The organism is Terrabacter koreensis (assembly GCF_054783315.1).
In genome coordinates this window covers 1,952,167-1,968,543 of the sequence record NZ_BAAGQU010000004.1, presented here as the reverse complement: position 1 = coordinate 1,968,543, position 16,377 = coordinate 1,952,167, and the positions used below count along the sequence as shown (strand labels likewise).

Genomic DNA, 16,377 nt, shown 5'->3' with positions numbered 1-16,377 from the left:
AGACCATCCCTCACGAGACTCGCGTGCGTTGGCAGACTATCGGAGGTTCAACGGTGTGCGTGGGCGGAGACCCAGTCCGCGAGCTCAGCGCGGGCCGCGGCACCGGCTCTCGTGGCCCCCGGAAAGCTCATGAAGCCGTGCGGCACCCGCGGGTAGTTCGTGTGCCGCACCGGACTGCCCGCGCGGCGGAGCGCGTCGGCGTAGCGCCCGCCCTCGTCGCGCAGCGGGTCGAGGTCCGCGGTCTGCACGAGCGTGGCCGGCAGGCGCGCGTGGTCGGGGGCGTGCAGCGGCGACACGAGTGGGTCCCGGCGGTCGAGGGCGTCCTCGCCGTCACCGAGGTAGTGCGCGAGGAAGGCGTCCATGTCGGGCCGGGTCAGGATCGGGGCCTGGGCGTGCTGGGCGACGGACGGGCTGCTCATCGTGGCGTCGACCGCGGGGTAGAGCAGGGCCTGGTAGCTCACGTCGACTGCCTCGTCGCGCAGCACGTGCGCGGCCACGGCGGCGAGGTTGCCACCCGCTGAGTCGCCCGCCAGGCCGATCCCCGTCGGCCGTATGCCGTCCGCCTCGCCCCTCGACGCGACCCACCGTGCCGCGTCGACGCAGTCGTGCGCCGCCTGCGGGGCGCGGTGCTCGGGTGCCAGGCGGTAGTCGACGTTGAGCACGGCGACCCGGCAGACGTCGGCGAGCCAGGCGCAGATGGGGTCGTAGCCGCGGGTGTTGCCGAGCACCCACCCGCCGCCGTGGAACCACAGCAGCGCCGGGAGCGTGTCGCCCTGGGAGTCCCGACGGCGGTAGGTGCGCACGGCGATCCGGTGCCCGTCGCGCGCCGGGAACGACAGGTCTCCGACGAGCACCGACGCCGGGACGGGACCGGTCACCCAGGTGTACGGAGCGCGCGGCGGCGTGAAAAGCGCTCTGCTGCGGGCGATTCCGTCGGGGGTGAGGGTGGCGATGCCGCCGCGCCACCGTTGCACGGCGCGGGCGAGCAGCTTGGTGCGCAGGGGCATGTCCCAGGAGCCGGTCGCCGTCACGAGCGCCAGTCTGGCACCTTCACCCGTGAGGCGGACGAGTGCCCGGGCGGCAACGGGGCCTCAGGTGCGGCCAATCGGGGCGTGGCTCAGGCAGGATTGACCCCATGCCCGACGACACCGACCGCGCGCGACACTCCGGTCGCGCCGTCGACGAAGGTCGTCCGGGGCACGCAGACGAGAGCACGGGGGAAGACATGCGCACGACGGCGCAGCAGGAGGCGGTCGACAAGACCGCACCGGAGGAACCGACTCCGGAGCCGGCCAGGGAGGTCGAGGCGATCGACCCGGAGGCGCCGACTCCGGTGCCACCGGCCGACGTCGACGTCGTGGAGCCGGCCATCCCCGAGCGGGTGCGCCGTCCGGCGGACGTCGTGCGCCTCGTCGTGGCGCTGCTGCTGCTGGTGCTCGGCCTCGTCGTGGCCGACCTCGCGGCAGGCACGCGTGGCGCCGTGGAGCAGGACCTCACCGACGTCACCAGCGGGCTGCCGAGGGTGCTGCTGACGCTGCTCTCGCTCGTCAGCGGCATCGGGGTTCTCCTCGTGCCGATCGGCGTGGGCGTGGACCTCGTCCTGCGCCGGCGTGGGCTGCAGCTGATCCAGGCGCTCGGAGCGGCCGTCGTCGCCGGTGTCATCGTCATCGTGCTCGCGGTGCTGGTGCAGTCGGGCAACGGGGGCTTCGTCACCGACGTCCTCACGCGCCCGACCCCGACCGGGCACACCGGCCCGCTCGACATCGTCATCGTCTCGACGGTCTCGCTGCTGACGGTGGCGGACATCTCCGGCCGCAAGTGGATCTGGCCGATCGCCGTCACCGTCGTCGTCGCGACCCTGGTCACGACGCTGCTCTCGGGGGCCATGACGCTGGCGGCCCTCACCGCCTCGCTGCTGCTCGGCTGGCTCGTCGGCATCGCGTTCCGGCTCGTCTTCGGCGTCACGTCGACCCGCGCGCCGGGGCGCGACGTGGCCGACGTGCTCGTCGCCACGGGCGTGCCGCTGCGCCGGCTCGAGCTCATCGACGCCAACGACGCCGGTGACCGTCGCTACATCGGCACCACCGAGGCCTCCGACGGCGCGCGCACCGTCGACGTGCACGTCATCGACCGCGACACCTTCGGCCTCGCGTCGGGCCGGCGCTTCCTGCGCGTGCTCCGCCTGAGGAGCGGCTTCACCCGGCCGCCCGCGCTCACGCTGCGCTCGGAGGTCGAGCACCGCACCCTCATGGGCCTCGTCCTCGAGGACCTCGGCATCCCGGCCCCACGGCCCGTGTCCGTCGCCGAGGTGGGCCCGTTCTCGGCGGTCGTCGCGTACCTCGAGCCGAAGGGACGTCCCCTGGCCGAGGTGGGGTCCGACCTCACCGACGCCCAGCTCGCAGCGGTGTTCCGGCTCTCGGAGACCCTCCACCGGCGGCGGGTGGCCCACCGTTCCCTCAGCCCACAGCACGTCCTCGTCGACGGCGACACCGTGGCACTCGGGAGCCTCGGCAGCGGGGACGTCGCCGCCGACGACATCAGCCTGCGCATCGACCTGGCCCAGCTGCTCACCACGGTCGCCCTCGCCGTCGGTCCCGAACGCACGGTCCGGGCCGCGGCCGAGACGCTCGGCGAGGAGGCCGTCCTGCGTGCCGTGCCGCTGCTCCAGTCCGTCGCCCTGACGCCCGAGACCCGGGAGGCGCTGCGCGAACGACGTGGCGTCCTCAAGGAGCTGCGCAGCCGCCTCGTCGAGCTGCGTCCCTCGATCGAGCACGTCGAGCCGGTGCAGCTGCGTCGCGTCTCGGCCCGCGCGGTGGTCACCGTCATCGGCGGCGCCGTGGCCGCGTACTTCATCCTCACCCAGCTCACCCAGTTCGACCTCGCCACCGTCTTCCGCGAGGCCGACTGGCGCTGGATCCTCGGTCTCGTGGCGTTCGCGGCGGCGACGTTCGCGGGCGCCTCCATCGCGCTCGCCGGGGCCTCGCCGATCCACCTGCGGTTCGTCCGCACGTACATGACGCAGCTCGCGGTCGCGTTCAGCGGTCTGGTCGCCCCGGCGGCGGTCGGCAACATCGCGCTCAACACCCGTTACCTGCAGACGTCCGGCCTGCAGCCGACGCTGGCCGGCGCGAGCGTCGGCGTGGCCCAGGTGGCTCAGTTCTGCTCGTACTTCGTGCTGCTCGTCGTCTCGGGCGTGCTGGCCGGCACCGGGCCTTCCGTCTCCTTCAGCCCGTCGCCCGTGCTCGTCGCGGCGATCCTGGCCGTCGTCATCGCGGCGCTCGGGCTGCTCGCCGTGCCGAAGATCCGGGCGCTGCTCACCGAGCGGGTCATGCCGCAGGTGCGTTCCGCGCTGCCGCAGGTGCTCGAGACGTTCCAGCACCCGCAGCGCCTCGCCCAGCTGCTCGGCGGCGCGCTCGTGCTCGACGTGTCGTTCGTGGCGGCACTCGTGTGCGCCACGAGGGCCTTCGGTGCCGAGCCGTCGGTGGCGTCGGTTGCGGTCGTCTACTTCGCCGGTGCCATCGTCGGCTCGGCCGTGCCGACCCCCGGTGGTCTCGGGGGCATCGAGGCGGCGATGTCGTTCGGCCTCATCCAGATCGGCGTCGACAGCGCCGTGGCCGTGCCCGCGGTGATCCTCTACCGCCTTGCGACCTACTGGCTGCCGATCCCATTCGGGTGGTTCTCGCTCAACCGGCTCCAGAAGGTCGGCGCCCTCTGAACGGGCCGCACGCGTACGCGGGTCGGACCGTCGCGGAGACCCCACGCAGCTCCGGTTAGGGTCGGGCCATGACGGTGCGTCGGATCATGGGGCTCGAGACCGAGTACGGCATCTCCGTGCCGGGCGACCCGATGGCCAACCCGATGTTCCTCTCGGGTCAGGTCGTCAGCGTGTACGCCGCCGCCCAGGGCATCCGGTCGAACCAGTCGAGCTGGGACTACGCCTTCGAGGACCCGTTGCGCGACGCGCGCGGCTGGCAGCTCGACCGGCAGACCGCCGACCCGAGCCAGCTGACCGACGTCGAGGACCCGACGCTCGCCAACGTGGTGCTCACGAACGGCGCCCGCTACTACGTCGACCACGCGCACCCCGAGTACAGCTCGCCCGAGGTGACGCTCCCGCGCGACGCCGTGACGTGGGACCGGGCCGGCGACGCCATCGCGCTCGAGTCCGTGCGCCTGCTCGCCGCCCGTCCCGGCCAGCCCCCGGTCAACCTCTACAAGAACAACGCCGACGGCAAGGGCCAGTCCTACGGCACGCACGAGAACTACCTCATGCCGCGACGCACGCCGTTCCCCGACATCGTGCGCCACCTCGTCCCGTTCTTCGTCACCCGCCAGGTCGTCTGCGGCGCCGGGCGGGTCGGGCTCGGCGTCGACAGCAGGGGAGCGGGCTTCCAGGTCTCCCAGCGCGCCGACTTCTTCGAGACCGAGGTCGGGCTCGAGACGACCCTGAAGCGGCCGATCATCAACACCCGCGACGAGCCCCACGCCGTCGCCGACCGCTACCGCCGACTGCACGTCATCATCGGAGACGCCAACCAGCTCGACGTCGCGACCCTCCTCAAGACCGGCACGACCTCCCTCGTGCTCGGCATGATCGAGGACGGCCACCTCACCGAGGACTGGTCCATCCGCCGCCCCGTCGCCGCGCTGCAGACGGTGTCGCACGACCCCACGCTCCAGGCCACGGTCGAGCTCACGGACGGGCGCACCGTCACGGCTCTCGACATCCAGTGGATGTACCTCGAGGCCGCCCGCAGCTGGCTCGAGCGCCGCGGCGACGACCCGGAGCCCGAGGCCACCGCCGAGGTCATGGCCCTCTGGGAGGAGGTCCTCACCGGTCTCGGCCGCGACGTCATGTCGTGCTCGGCGCTGCTCGACTGGGTGGCCAAGCTCAAGGTGCTCGAGGGCTACCGCGCCCGCGACGGCCTCGCCTGGGACGACCACCGCCTCGCCGCGATCGACATCCAGTGGGCCGACGTGCGCCCCGAGAAGGGCATCGTGCACCGCCTGCGCGACCGCGGCATGCTCCGCGACCTCGTGTCGCCCGAGGAGGTCAAGGCCGCCCAGACGACGCCCCCCGAAGACACCCGGGCCTGGTTCCGGGGCGAGTGCGTGCGCCGTTTCACCGGGCAGGTCTTCTCGGCGAGCTGGGACTCCGTCGTCTTCGACGTGCCCGGTCGCGCCAGCCTGCAGCGCGTGCCCATCCTCGAGCCGGAGCGTGGCACCCGGGCGCAGGTGGGCGCCCTGCTCGAGGACAGCGCCGACGTGTCAGAGCTGCTCCGCGGTCTCGCCACCCCCGAGTGAGGCGCCGGCCTCCCACCTGCCCTCTCGCGCCACTACCGAGGCGTCCCCGGGCCGTATGCCGTCCGCCCGCCGAGGCGGTGCTCGGAACGCACGCTCGCACGGGTTAGGGTCGAGCCAACGAGGTCTTTCACTCTGGGAGGTAGCCATGCCGGGTCAGGAGCACGCCAAGCCGCAGCGTCGTGACGAGGAGCCGCCTGAGGCGCCCGAGGCACCTCCCGCCGCCCCCGCCGGCGCTGCCGTCAAGGAGGGCCTCACCGACGACATCGACAGCGTCCTCGACGAGATCGACGGGGTGCTCGAGTCCAACGCCGAGGAGTTCGTGCGCGGCTTCGTCCAGAAGGGCGGCCAGTGACCGACGCTCTCCCGGGACGCTCGCGTCGGCTCGATGACGCCTTCCTGAGCGCGGGGTCGTCCTCCTTCACCGAGTTCGTCTCCGCCTACCGCCCCGAGCTCCTGCCCGCCGGTCGGCGCCTGCCCTCGGGGGCGAGCATCGAGGCCCCGCACGGCACGACCATCGTCGCGCTCCTCTTCGACGGCGGCGTCGTCATGGCCGGCGACCGCCGGGCCACGATGGGCAACATCATCGCCAACCGCGACATGGAGAAGGTCTTCGCGGCCGACGACTACAGCGTCGTCGGGATCGCCGGGACCGCGGGGATCGCCATCGAGCTGGTCCGGCTCTACCAGGTCGAGCTCGAGCACTACGAGAAGATCGAGGGCGCGATCATGTCGCTCGAGGGCAAGGCCAACCGCCTCGCGTCCATGATCCGGGGCAACCTGGGGCTCGCGATGCAGGGCCTGACGGTCGTGCCGACGTACGCCGGGTTCGATCTCGAGTCCGCGACGGGGCGCATCTACTCCTACGACGTGACCGGCGGCTGCTACGTCGAGGGCGGCCACCACTCGACCGGTTCCGGGTCGGTCTTCGCACGTGGGGCCCTGAAGAAGCTGTGGCGCCCGGGGCTGGCCGAGGAGCAGGCGGTGTCGATCGCCGTCGAGGCGCTCTACGACGCCGCCGACGACGACTCCGCGACCGGAGGGCCCGACCTCGGTCGCCAGATCTGGCCCACCGTCGCGGTCGTCGACCATGCCGGCGCGCGCTTCGTGCCCCAGGACCTCCTCGAGGGCCACGTCGAACAGGTCGTGGCCTCTCGCCGCGGCAACCCGGGAGGTGCCCGATGAGCATGCCGTTCTACGTCCCTCCCGAGCAGGTCATGAAGGACCGGGCCGACTTCGCGCGCAAGGGAATTGCGCGCGGGCGCTCGGTCATCGTCGTCGGCTACGACCGCGGCATCGCGTTCGTCGCCGAGAACCCCTCGCGGGCCCTGCACAAGGTGTCCGAGATCTACGACCGCATCGCGTTCGCCGCCGTGGGCCGCTACAACGAGTTCGAGAGCCTGCGTGTCGCCGGCATCCGGTACGCCGACCTTCGTGGCTACTCCTACGACCGCACCGACGTGACGGCGCGCGCGCTGGCCAACACCTACGCCCAGACGCTCGGCGCCGTCTTCACCCAGGAGTCCAAGCCGTTCGAGATCGAGATCGTGGTCGCCGAGGTCGGCGTCGACAGCGACGGTGACCAGATCTTCCGGCTCACCTACGACGGGTCGGTCGCAGATGAGCAGGGTTTCGTGGCGATGGGCGGTGCCAGCGACGCCGCCGAGGAGCGGTTGGGCACCGCCTGGCGCCCCGGGATGACCCTCGGGGAGGTGCTCCGGGTCGCCGTCGACGTGCTCGCCGCGGGCGAGAACGGCGAGCGCCGGGCCCTGGACGCCGCGCAGCTCGAGGTGGCCGTCCTCGACCGCGACCGGCCGCGCCGGTCGTTCCGCCGCATCGTCGGACCCCTGCTCTCGAGGCTGATCGAGCCGCGAGAGACCACCGACGCCCCGGCCGAGGTGCTCGGCTCCCCGCCTGCCACCGCGGCCGACAGCCCGCCCCCTGGCGGCGAGCCCGACCGCCCGACCGAGCCGTAGGCGTACCGACACGACGGAGGCCGCCCACCTGGTCAGGTGGGCGGCCTCCGTCGTGTCGTCTGCCGGCGGCTCAGCGGTTGGACGCGCCGACCTTCTGGTCGCCCGGCTTGCGCTGGTAGTAGGACGCACCGCTCGACGGGGCCTCGCCCTTCTCGTCGCCGGCCGCGTCGGCGTCCTGACGCTGCGCACCGTCGGCAGCGTCGGAGCCTGCGGTGTCTGCTGCGTCGGCAGCCTCGTCCGTCACCTGGCTCGTCGGCTCGGGATGGTGGGCCTCCGCGTCGTCGGCACCGGACTCGTCGGCGGACCCGCTGTCCGAGTCGTCCGCCGCTTCGTCGGCGGGCTTGCCCGCCGCATCGGCGGCCGGGAGCACCTGCGTGGCGTCGGCCGGCGGCGCGGGCTGGGCCGGCTTGTCGGGGGTGTTGAGGGTGTCGACGAGGGCCCCGCCGCCGAGCGTGGCGAGCATCTGGCGGACGTTGCCCAGCTGGGCCGTGATCGCGTCGCGCTGGGCCGAGGCGGCCGAGAGCTCGCGGTCGGACTCCTCGCGCAGCCGCGACGCGTGGTCGCGTGCCTCGGAGACGATCTGGTCGGCCTGCGCCTGGGCGTTCTCCAGCAGGCGCTCCGCGCGAGTCCGCATCTCCTGCGCGTCGTGCTCGGCCCGCTCGGTGAGCTGGCGCAGCCGCGTCTCGCTCTCGCTCAGTGCCGCCTCCTGCTGCTGGCGGCGGACCTCGAACTCGAGGTCGGCGGCCTCGCGCCGCGCGGCGAGCTTGACCTCGAGCTCCGCCGAGGCGGTGGAGGCCTTGAGCCGGTGCGCCTCGAACTCGGCGGCCGCCTCCTGGCGCTGGGCGGCGGTGACGCTCTGCGCCTCGGCGACGATGGCCTGGGCCTCACGGTTGGCCTGGGCGATGATGCGCACGGCCTCCTCGTCGGCGCGGGCGCGGGCCTGCTCCGCGTACGTGCTCGTGGTCGACTTCAGATCGTTGGCGGCGCGGTTGGCGCGCTCGCGGATCTCGTCGGCCTCGGCGTTGGCCCGCTTGCGCATGTCGGCGGCCTCCTCGTCGGCGAGCGAGAGGATCTGTCCGATGCGCTCACCGAGGTCGGTGAACGTCTGCGCGGCCGTCGGGCTGCTGTTCTTCTTGAGGTCGGCCATCACGCGCGACTGCTGCCCCAGCTGTCCCCGGAGGTCGGTCAGGGCCGCGTTGAGCTTGGTCAGCTCGACGCTGCGCTCGGCGGCGTCCTTCTTCGCAGCCTGGAGGATGCGGTTCTGCGACTCGATGAAGGCGTCGACCTCCTCGGGCTCGTAGCCGCGGCGGGAGGACTTGAAGTGCGGTCTGTCGATCATTTCCGTCCAATGCAGGGGGGAGGGTGTGGGGGCCAGCCGTGAGGGATCAGCAGCATCCATTGTGGCAGCCACATTCTCGTGCCTGTCCGGTGCGTTCGTCGCGGGATGACACGCGTGAGGTGACGGACGGTGCCGACCCGAGCGAGGAGGTCCGCCTAGAGTTGGTTCATGGAGCGGCGGATCTTCGGGATCGAGAACGAGTACGGCGTCACCTGCACCACGCAGGGCCAGCGGCGCCTGACTCCCGACGAGGTCGCCCGCTACCTCTTCCGACGCGTCGTCGCGTGGGGACGTTCGAGCAACGTCTTCCTCGGCAACGGCGCCCGGCTCTACCTCGACGTCGGCTCGCACCCCGAGTACGCCACGGCCGAGTGCGACTCCGTACGCGAGCTCGTCATTCAGGACAAGGCGGGGGAGCGCATCCTCGAGGGCCTCGTCGAGGACGCCCAGGGGCGACTGCGCGACGACGGCGTCGAAGGCGAGATCTTCGTCTTCAAGAACAACACCGACTCCGCCGGCAACTCCTACGGATGCCACGAGAACTACTGCTACGGCCGCACCGGCGACTTCCAGCGCGTCTCCGACATGTTCATCCCGTTCCTCATCAGCCGCCAGATCACCTGCGGCGCGGGCAAGGTCGTCGCGACCGCGCACGGTGCGAGCTTCGCGGTGAGCCAGCGGGCTGACCACATCTGGGAGGGCGTCTCGTCGGCGACCACCCGCAGCCGGCCGATCATCAACACCCGCGACGAGCCGCACGCCGACGCCGAGAAGTACCGCCGGCTGCACGTCATCGTCGGCGACTCGAACATGTCCGAGACGACGAACCTCCTCAAGGTCGGCAGCGCCGACCTCGTGCTGCGCATGATCGAGTCCGGGGTGGTCATGCGCGACCTGTCGATGGAGAACCCCATCCGGGCCATCCGCACGATGAGCCACGACCCGACGGGGCGCGCGACGGTGCGGCTCAACAACGGACGCGAGATCTCAGCCCTCGAGATGCAGCGCGAGTACCTCGACAAGGCCATCGAGTTCGTCGACCGCGAGGGCGTCAGCAGTCCCGACACCAAGCAGGTCATCGACCTCTGGGGCCGGGCCCTCGACGCGATCGGCAGCGGTGACCTCGACGCCATCGACACCGAGATCGACTGGGTCATCAAGCACCGCCTCATCGAGCGCTACCGCGAGCGCCACGGCCTGGCCCTCACCGACGCCCGGGTGCAGCAGCTCGATCTCGCCTACCACGACATCAACCGTCGTCGCGGGCTGTTCTACCTGCTCCAGCGCCACGGGCGCACGGCGCGCGTGGCGTCCGACGTCGAGATCTTCGAGGCCAAGGTTCGTCCACCCCAGACCACCCGGGCCAAGCTCCGGGGTGACTTCATCCGCGCCGCCCAGGCGCACGGCCGCGACTTCACCGTCGACTGGGTCCACCTCAAGCTCAACGACCAGGCGCAGCGCACGGTCCTCTGCAAGGACCCCTTCCGGGCCGTCGACGAGCGGGTCGAGCGACTCATGGAGACCATCGACCGTTCGCCCACGGTCCAGCGCCCGCTCTGAGTCGCACACTGCGCCGCACGCGGCGTCCCACGCGGCGTCGCACGGGGCCAACCTGTCAGCGGGCTGTGAACCTCGCACAAGGGCGGGCGTTACAGTGACGGGGATTTGCCCAGCGGGACCTCCACACCCGCCCGCCCCCGACCGAAAGTCTCACCTGTGCGTCACAACCGAACGGCCGCTCGCACGGCCGCTGCCCTCTTCGCTGCCCTCGGGCTGACCACCGTCGCGTCCTGTGGGTCGACCCCCAGCGGCTCCACCGGCTCGGCCACCACCGCTCCTGCCTCGGTCGCGCTGGCCGGGGTGAGCGCCACCGGTGCCGTCGACCTCAAGACCGCCCCGAAGGTGACGCTCGGCAAGACGCCGATCAGCTCGAAGGCGGTCGAGCACAAGGTGCTGACGCCGGGCAGCGGCAAGGCGGCCACCAAGGCCGACACCGTGAGCCTGCGCGCCCGCATCTACAACGGCACCAGCGGCAAGCTCCTCGACGACGGCTACGCGTCCGGCCGCAGGGCCGAGGGCTACCGCCTCGGTCGCGCCGACCTCATCGCCGGCTTCACCGAGGGCCTCGTCGGCGCCACGAAGGGCGGACGCATCGCCTTCACCATCCCCCCGGAGAAGGGCTTCGGCTCGGCCGGCAACGAGCAGCTCGGCGTCAAGGGCACCGACACCATCGTCGTCGTCGCGGACATCGCCGACGTGCACACGCCGCTCGCCAAGATCGACGGCGCGCAGACCGCTGCCCCCGCAGGCCTTCCGACGGTCGAGTTCAAGAACGGCCCCGCCAAGGAGCCGACCGTCACGGTCCCGAAGTCCGCGGCGCCCACCACGACGCAGCAGGCGACCCTCGTGCAGGGCACCGGGGCGACGGTGCAGCAGGGCCAGACGATCAGCGCGCAGTACCACGGCGTCCTCTGGAAGGACGGCAGCGTCTTCGACTCGTCCTGGCAGCGAGGCGCCTCCGCAGACTTCCCGATCGGTGTCGGCGGCGTCATCCCCGGTTGGGACAAGACGCTCGTGGGCAAGAAGGTCGGTAGCCGCGTGCTCATCGTCATCCCACCGAAGGACGGCTACGGCGACGCCGGCAGCCCGCCCAAGATCTCGGGCAAGGACACGCTGGTGTTCGTCGTCGACATCCTCGACGCGTACTGAGCACCGGCCGTACCGACCGGCCCGACCGGCCCCGACAGACCCTTCCCCCGCACACAGGACCCACTCACCGAAAGGGACACGAAGCATGGCACTGGACCCGAACCGCACCAAGCCCGAGATCGACTTCCCGGAGGGCGACGCTCCCGCCGACCTCGTCGTCGAGGACCTCATCGAGGGTGACGGCCGCGAGGCGAAGGCCGGCGACACCGTCAGCGCCCACTACGTCGGTGTCGCGCACTCGACGGGCGAGGAGTTCGACTCCTCGTGGAACCGTGGCGCGCCGCTCGACTTCCGCCTGGGCGTCGGCATGGTCATCCCCGGCTGGGACAAGGGCATCGAGGGCATGAAGGTGGGCGGCCGCCGCAAGCTGATCATCCCGTCCCACCTCGCCTACGGCGAGCGCGGCGCCGGCGGCGCCATCAAGCCCGGCGAGACGCTCATCTTCGTCGTCGACCTGGACGACGTGAAGTGAGAATGGCCTAGACCTTCAGCAACCGGGCGGCATACCGCCCCGCGACGGCCGCGCCGAGGAAACCGGCGCGGTCGTCGTCGTATCCGCGGCCCATCGTGCGCAGCGGCACGGGGGAGTCGCGAAGGGCGGCCTCGAGGCCGTCGCACGGCACCTCGTGCAACCGCAGGCGTCCGCCGCTGGCGGAGCACAGCGCACGCGCCTGCTCGACCACCCGCGTCCCGATGCCGGCGAGGTCCCCCTCGAGCCGGGGCGCGACGACGTCGGCCGGCACGAGCGACACGCGGCCGTATGCCGTGAGGCTGTGGTGCGAGACGCCGCGGTGCCGTTCGCGCGGGTCGGCCTCCGAGATCCGCAGGGAGCAGACCGGTCGCCCGCCGAGCGCCCCGGCGGCGTTGACCGCCTCGCCGGCCGACGTGCCGGAGAAGCCCCAGCGGGTGCCGGTGCCGAGGTTGCCGGGTCCTTGGGCGACCACCACCACGTCGGCGCCGACGACGTGGTGCGCGGCGAGCAGGCCCGTGTGCACGTTGACGGCCTCGAGGTCGCCGCCGAAGGCCTGCCCCACCGTGATCGAGGCCGCCAGCCACCCGGCATCGCGGAGCCCGGCCACCGTGCGGGAGAAGTCGATCGGCAGCGCGCCCCCGTCGGTCATGACGTAGGCGACGCGCAGCGCCGGGTCGGTCTCGCGGACACCCGCGACGATCGCGGGCAGGGCCGAGTGCAGGTCGGCGACGACCACCGGCAGACCGGCGAGGTCGTCGGCCTCGGCGAGCACGGCGTGGTGCGCGCTGTCCTGCTCGTCGACGCCGAGCACCATGGTCTGGCTGGGGGTGTATCGGGCCTTGACGATGTGGCCGGGCAACTCGTTGACGTCGGCGACGGGGTCGGGCAGCGCATCGGGGGCCGCCACCACGATGGCGAGGCCACCCGTGCCGAGCCCACGTTCGAGCGCGGTGGTGTTGAGCAGCACCTCGGTTCCGGTGCTCAGCGCGCCCACGACGTCGACGTAGCCGAGTGCCCGCACGACGTCTCCGGAGGGGAGCCGGACGGCGTACTCGACGGCGCCCGCCCAGCGGGAACGCACCTCGTCGACGACACCCCGGCGCCACTGGATCATGAGGCGACCCTATCGATCGCATGTTCGGGTAGCGTCGGACTGCCCGCCCGCGCCGCCGCCTCCCAGGAAGGTCTCGATGAGTCCTGCGTCTGCCTCGGCAGAGAAGACCGAACGGCTGCTCAACCTCATCCTCGCGCTCAAGTCGGCGCGACGACCGGTCTCGAAGCAGAAGATCCGCGAGTCGCTGCCCGCGTACGCCGCCGCCACCTCCGACGAGGCGTTCGACCGCATGTTCGAGCGCGACAAGGACGAGCTGCGCGAGATGGGCATCCCGATCTCGACGACGGTCATCGACGTGCTCTTCGACGACGAGGTCGGCTACCGCATCGACTCGAGCGAGACCACCCTGCCAGCGATCAGCTTCGAGCCCGACGAGGTCGCCGCCCTGGCACTCGCGGCCCGTGCGTGGTCCACGGCGAGCATCTCGGGGGCCGCCTCGGCCGGGCTGCGCAAGCTGCGCCTCTCCGGCGTCGAGATCGACGAGTCGGTGGCTGCCGGCGCCGAGCCGCGCATCCGCACCAAGGAGGCGGCCTTCGAGGCCGTGCACGCCGCCGTCTCGGCGTTGCAGCCCATCACCTTCGACTACCGCAAGAACGACGGCGAGCTGTCGACGCGCCACGTCCAGCCGTGGGCCCTGAAGAACTGGCACGGCCGGTGGTACCTCACGGCGTTCGACGTCGATCGCGGTGACGAGCGCGCCTTCCGCCTCAGCCGCTTCGAGGGCCCGGTCAAGCGCAAGGGCCGTGCGGGGTCGTATGCCGTCCCGTCCGACCACGTGCCCGAGGTGGCCCTCGAGGCCCAGCCGCCCGAGCCGGTCGGCTCCGCGGTGGTGCGGGTGCGCCACGGACGCGGACACACCCTGCGGCGCAACGCCACGCGTACCGCCGAGATCGACGAGCGGTGGGCCGAGATCGAGGTCCCGTACCAGCCGGGCACGACCGAGCGCGACGTCGTCGCGCTCGGCACCCACGCCGTCGCCGTCTCGCCGCCCGAGCTCGTGGCGGGCGTGCGGGCGGCGCTGCAGGCGGTGGCGGCCGCGCAGGCCGCGAGCGAGCTGACGGGGGAGCCGGCATGAGCGAGACGAGACGTCCGGCGCCGCGCCGCGCACCCGAGACCGCGACCCAGCGGCTGGGCCGGCTCCTCGACATGGTGCCCTGGCTGCTCCAGCACCGGGGCGTGCCGATCGCCGAGGCCGCGCGCGAGTTCGGCGTCACCGACGACCAGGTGGTCGAGGACCTCGAGCTGCTCTTCGTGTGCGGCACGCCGGGCTACGGGCACGCGGAGCTCATCGACGCCCAGTGGGACAGCGGGCACATCTACCTCGACAACGCCGACGACATCGCCGCCCCCATGCGCCTGTCGCGCGACGAGGCCGTGACGCTCACCGCGGGCCTCCAGGCGCTCGGGTCGACCCTCGTCGGCTCCGACGTCGCAGAGCGCACGCTCCGCAAGATCCGTGACGCCGCGGGCGGCGCCGTCGACGAGCCGAGGGGTCGCATCGACCTCGACCTCGACGACGGCAGCCAGCACCCGGCCATGGCGCCCCTCAAGGACGCGTTCTCGCGCGGGCGCCGCGTGCACCTGCGCTACTACGTGGCGACGCGTGACGAGTCCACCGAGCGCGACGTCGACATCATGCGCATCCTCAACCTCGACTCGCAGTGGTACGTCGAGGGCTACTGCCACCGGGCGAAGGACGTCCGGCTGTTCCGGCTCGACCGCATCGAGGACGTCACCGTGCTCGACGTCGACGGCACGCCGCCTCCCGGCGCGACACCCCGGGACCTCGACGACGTGTTCGTGCCCGGCGAGAACGACCTGACGGTCGTGCTCGACGCCAGCCGCTGGGCGGCCTGGATCGCCGACTACTACCCCAACGAGGGGGTGCAGCGCCGTCGCGACGGCTCGCTGCGGGTCACGCTCAAGGTCGCCGACCCGGCACTCGTGCGCCGCCTCGTGCTGCGACTCGAGGGAGAGGTGCGCGTCGTCGAGCCGCGTGAGCTGGCCGACGCGGTGGCCGACGAGGCACGCACGGCGCTCGCCGCCTACGACGACCCCGTCCGCTGACCGGACCGTGGGGCGTCCGTCCGGCCGTCCCACGGGTGGAGTTCACCCCACGCACGTATGCTGGACATCTGCGGCCCTGAGGCTGCAACGTGACGGTCCGCACGGGGCCGGCTTTCGACGAGGAGACATCACCATGCCCAGTCTGGGTGCCCCCGAACTCATCATCATCGCGGTCGTGCTCATCGCCCTGTTCGGCTGGAAGAAGCTCCCCGACATGGCTCGCAGCCTCGGCCGTTCCGCGCGCGTCTTCAAGTCGGAGGTCGACGAGCTGAAGAAGGACGGCAAGCCCGCTCCCAGCGACGCCTCCCAGAGCACCGTCCAGGGTCAGGCCTTCGACCCCGAGGCCGAGCGCCGTGCGGCCGACCGACGCGACGCGGAGGCCCGCCTCGCGGACGCGGAGCGGCGCGCCGCCGAGGCCCGTGCCGAAGCCGACCGGCTCCGTGCCTCCGGACCCTCCACCACCACCGGCAGCAGCACCGGCAGCACAGCCGGCAGTGCCGAGAGCGACATCCGTCGCGACACGACGCTCTGACGACGTCGCTCCACGACCCGCACCTTGCCCGAGCTCGCGCACGGACTCATCTGAATGCCCTCACTCCGCAAGCAGCGTGACCCCGAGGGGCGCATGTCGCTGGCCGACCACCTCCGGGAGCTGCGCAACCGGCTCACGGTCAGCGCGATCGCCATCCTCGTCGGGGCCGTCGTCGGCTGGATCTACTACAACCAGATCATCGCCAGACTGACGAAGCCCCTCACTGACCTCGACAGGCAGCGCGACGGCGTCGTCAACATCAACTTCGCGAACATGACCGATGCGTTCGCGCTGCAGCTGACGACGTCGATCTTCGTGGGGCTCATCCTGGCGTCCCCGATCTGGCTCTTCCAGATCTGGCGCTTCATCGTCCCCGGGCTCACCCAGAAGGAGAAGCTCGTCTCGCGGCTCTTCGTCGTCGCGGCGGTCCCGCTCTTCCTCACCGGGTGCTTCTTCGCCTTCGTGATGGTGCCCAAGGCGGTCGCGGTGCTGCTGGGCTTCACCCCGGTGGGCGCCTACAACCTGCAGGACGGCTCGCAGTACCTCAACTTCGTCCTCAAGTTCATCGTCGCCTTCGGCTGCGCGTTCCTGCTGCCGGTCTTCCTCGTGGCGCTCAACCTGGTGGGCGTCCTCTCGGCCCGCGCGATGCTCAGGGGCTGGCGCCCGGCCGTCATGATCATCCTGGTGTTCGCCGCGATCATGACGCCGACCCCCGACGCCTACACGATGCTCTTCCTCGCGAGCCCGATGGTGCTGCTCTACTTCGCCTCGGTCGGGCTGGCGTTCCTCTTCGACCGGCGCAAGGAGGAGCACAAGCCCGACTGGCTGGACGTCCCCGACGACCGGCCGTCACCCCTGTAGGTTTCG

15 protein-coding genes are annotated in these 16,377 nt (G+C 71.9%); 12 read left to right on the top strand and 3 right to left on the bottom strand.

Features of this window, described 5'->3' with window-relative positions; all coding sequences use genetic code 11:
* Positions 1 to 47 precede the first annotated feature (47 nt).
* Positions 48 to 1,031: an alpha/beta hydrolase gene (locus ACYVNR_RS11960; protein WP_052677076.1), complete on the bottom strand. Its 984-nt coding sequence runs from the start codon at positions 1,029 to 1,031 to the stop codon at positions 48 to 50.
* 104 nt (positions 1,032 to 1,135) lie between these two features.
* Here ACYVNR_RS11960 and ACYVNR_RS11955 point away from each other — a divergent pair, with 104 nt between their 5' ends.
* The 5 genes from ACYVNR_RS11955 (at position 1,136) to prcA (ending at position 7,277) form a co-directional block, all read left to right on the top strand.
* Positions 1,136 to 3,715 (top strand): lysylphosphatidylglycerol synthase domain-containing protein, encoded by a 2,580-nt coding sequence (locus tag ACYVNR_RS11955; protein ID WP_461048239.1) that lies wholly within the window; start codon positions 1,136 to 1,138, stop codon positions 3,713 to 3,715.
* A gap of 68 nt (positions 3,716 to 3,783) precedes the next feature.
* Positions 3,784 to 5,304, top strand: a complete 1,521-nt coding sequence (dop, locus tag ACYVNR_RS11950; RefSeq protein WP_461048238.1) for a depupylase/deamidase Dop — start codon at positions 3,784 to 3,786, stop codon at positions 5,302 to 5,304.
* Positions 5,305 to 5,449: 145 nt separating this feature from the next.
* A complete protein-coding gene (locus ACYVNR_RS11945; protein WP_045188098.1) occupies positions 5,450 to 5,656 on the top strand; it encodes a ubiquitin-like protein Pup in 207 nt (68 codons plus the stop codon).
* Positions 5,653 to 6,486 (top strand): proteasome subunit beta, encoded by an 834-nt coding sequence (gene prcB, locus ACYVNR_RS11940; RefSeq protein WP_045188096.1) that lies wholly within the window; start codon positions 5,653 to 5,655, stop codon positions 6,484 to 6,486. Before ACYVNR_RS11945 ends, prcB begins: the two co-directional genes overlap by 4 nt.
* On the top strand, positions 6,483 to 7,277 hold the full coding sequence (gene prcA, locus ACYVNR_RS11935; protein ID WP_461048237.1) for a proteasome subunit alpha: 795 nt from the start codon (positions 6,483 to 6,485) through the stop codon (positions 7,275 to 7,277). Before prcB ends, prcA begins: the two co-directional genes overlap by 4 nt.
* Before the next feature lie 70 nt (positions 7,278 to 7,347).
* Here prcA and ACYVNR_RS11930 read toward each other — a convergent pair whose 3' ends face one another.
* Complete coding sequence (locus tag ACYVNR_RS11930) at positions 7,348 to 8,616, bottom strand: hypothetical protein (RefSeq protein WP_461048236.1); 1,269 nt, start codon at positions 8,614 to 8,616, stop codon at positions 7,348 to 7,350.
* A 168-nt stretch (positions 8,617 to 8,784) separates the two neighbouring features.
* Here ACYVNR_RS11930 and pafA point away from each other — a divergent pair, with 168 nt between their 5' ends.
* The 3 genes from pafA (at position 8,785) to ACYVNR_RS11915 (ending at position 11,797) form a co-directional block, all read left to right on the top strand.
* Complete coding sequence (pafA, locus tag ACYVNR_RS11925) at positions 8,785 to 10,176, top strand: Pup--protein ligase (RefSeq protein ID WP_458799962.1); 1,392 nt, start codon at positions 8,785 to 8,787, stop codon at positions 10,174 to 10,176.
* A gap of 156 nt (positions 10,177 to 10,332) precedes the next feature.
* Entirely contained in the window at positions 10,333 to 11,325 is a 993-nt protein-coding gene (locus ACYVNR_RS11920; protein ID WP_461048235.1) for an FKBP-type peptidyl-prolyl cis-trans isomerase, read from the top strand.
* An 85-nt stretch (positions 11,326 to 11,410) separates the two neighbouring features.
* Positions 11,411 to 11,797 (top strand): FKBP-type peptidyl-prolyl cis-trans isomerase, encoded by a 387-nt coding sequence (locus tag ACYVNR_RS11915; protein WP_461048234.1) that lies wholly within the window; start codon positions 11,411 to 11,413, stop codon positions 11,795 to 11,797.
* A gap of 7 nt (positions 11,798 to 11,804) precedes the next feature.
* Here the strand turns inward: ACYVNR_RS11915 and ACYVNR_RS11910 are convergent, their stop codons facing one another.
* Positions 11,805 to 12,911 carry a DUF3866 family protein gene (locus ACYVNR_RS11910; RefSeq protein ID WP_045188086.1) on the bottom strand — a complete coding sequence of 369 codons (1,107 nt, stop codon included), beginning with the start codon at positions 12,909 to 12,911 and terminating at the stop codon, positions 11,805 to 11,807.
* A gap of 76 nt (positions 12,912 to 12,987) precedes the next feature.
* Between ACYVNR_RS11910 and ACYVNR_RS11905 the strand changes: the two genes are divergently transcribed.
* The 4 genes from ACYVNR_RS11905 to tatC all read left to right on the top strand — a co-directional run bounded on the left by ACYVNR_RS11905 (position 12,988) and on the right by tatC (position 16,371).
* Entirely contained in the window at positions 12,988 to 13,986 is a 999-nt protein-coding gene (locus ACYVNR_RS11905; protein WP_461048233.1) for a helix-turn-helix transcriptional regulator, read from the top strand.
* Complete coding sequence (locus ACYVNR_RS11900) at positions 13,983 to 14,978, top strand: helix-turn-helix transcriptional regulator (RefSeq protein WP_045188082.1); 996 nt, start codon at positions 13,983 to 13,985, stop codon at positions 14,976 to 14,978. The genes ACYVNR_RS11905 and ACYVNR_RS11900 overlap by 4 nt, the downstream gene beginning before the upstream one ends.
* 133 nt (positions 14,979 to 15,111) lie before the next feature.
* The gene (tatA, locus tag ACYVNR_RS11895) at positions 15,112 to 15,510 is read left to right on the top strand and encodes a Sec-independent protein translocase subunit TatA (RefSeq protein ID WP_045188080.1); all 399 of its coding nucleotides are present in this window, start codon (positions 15,112 to 15,114) and stop codon (positions 15,508 to 15,510) included.
* Positions 15,511 to 15,564: 54 nt separating this feature from the next.
* A complete protein-coding gene (gene tatC / locus ACYVNR_RS11890) occupies positions 15,565 to 16,371 on the top strand; it encodes a twin-arginine translocase subunit TatC (protein ID WP_458799970.1) in 807 nt (268 codons plus the stop codon).
* The last annotated feature ends 6 nt before the right edge of the window (positions 16,372 to 16,377 follow it).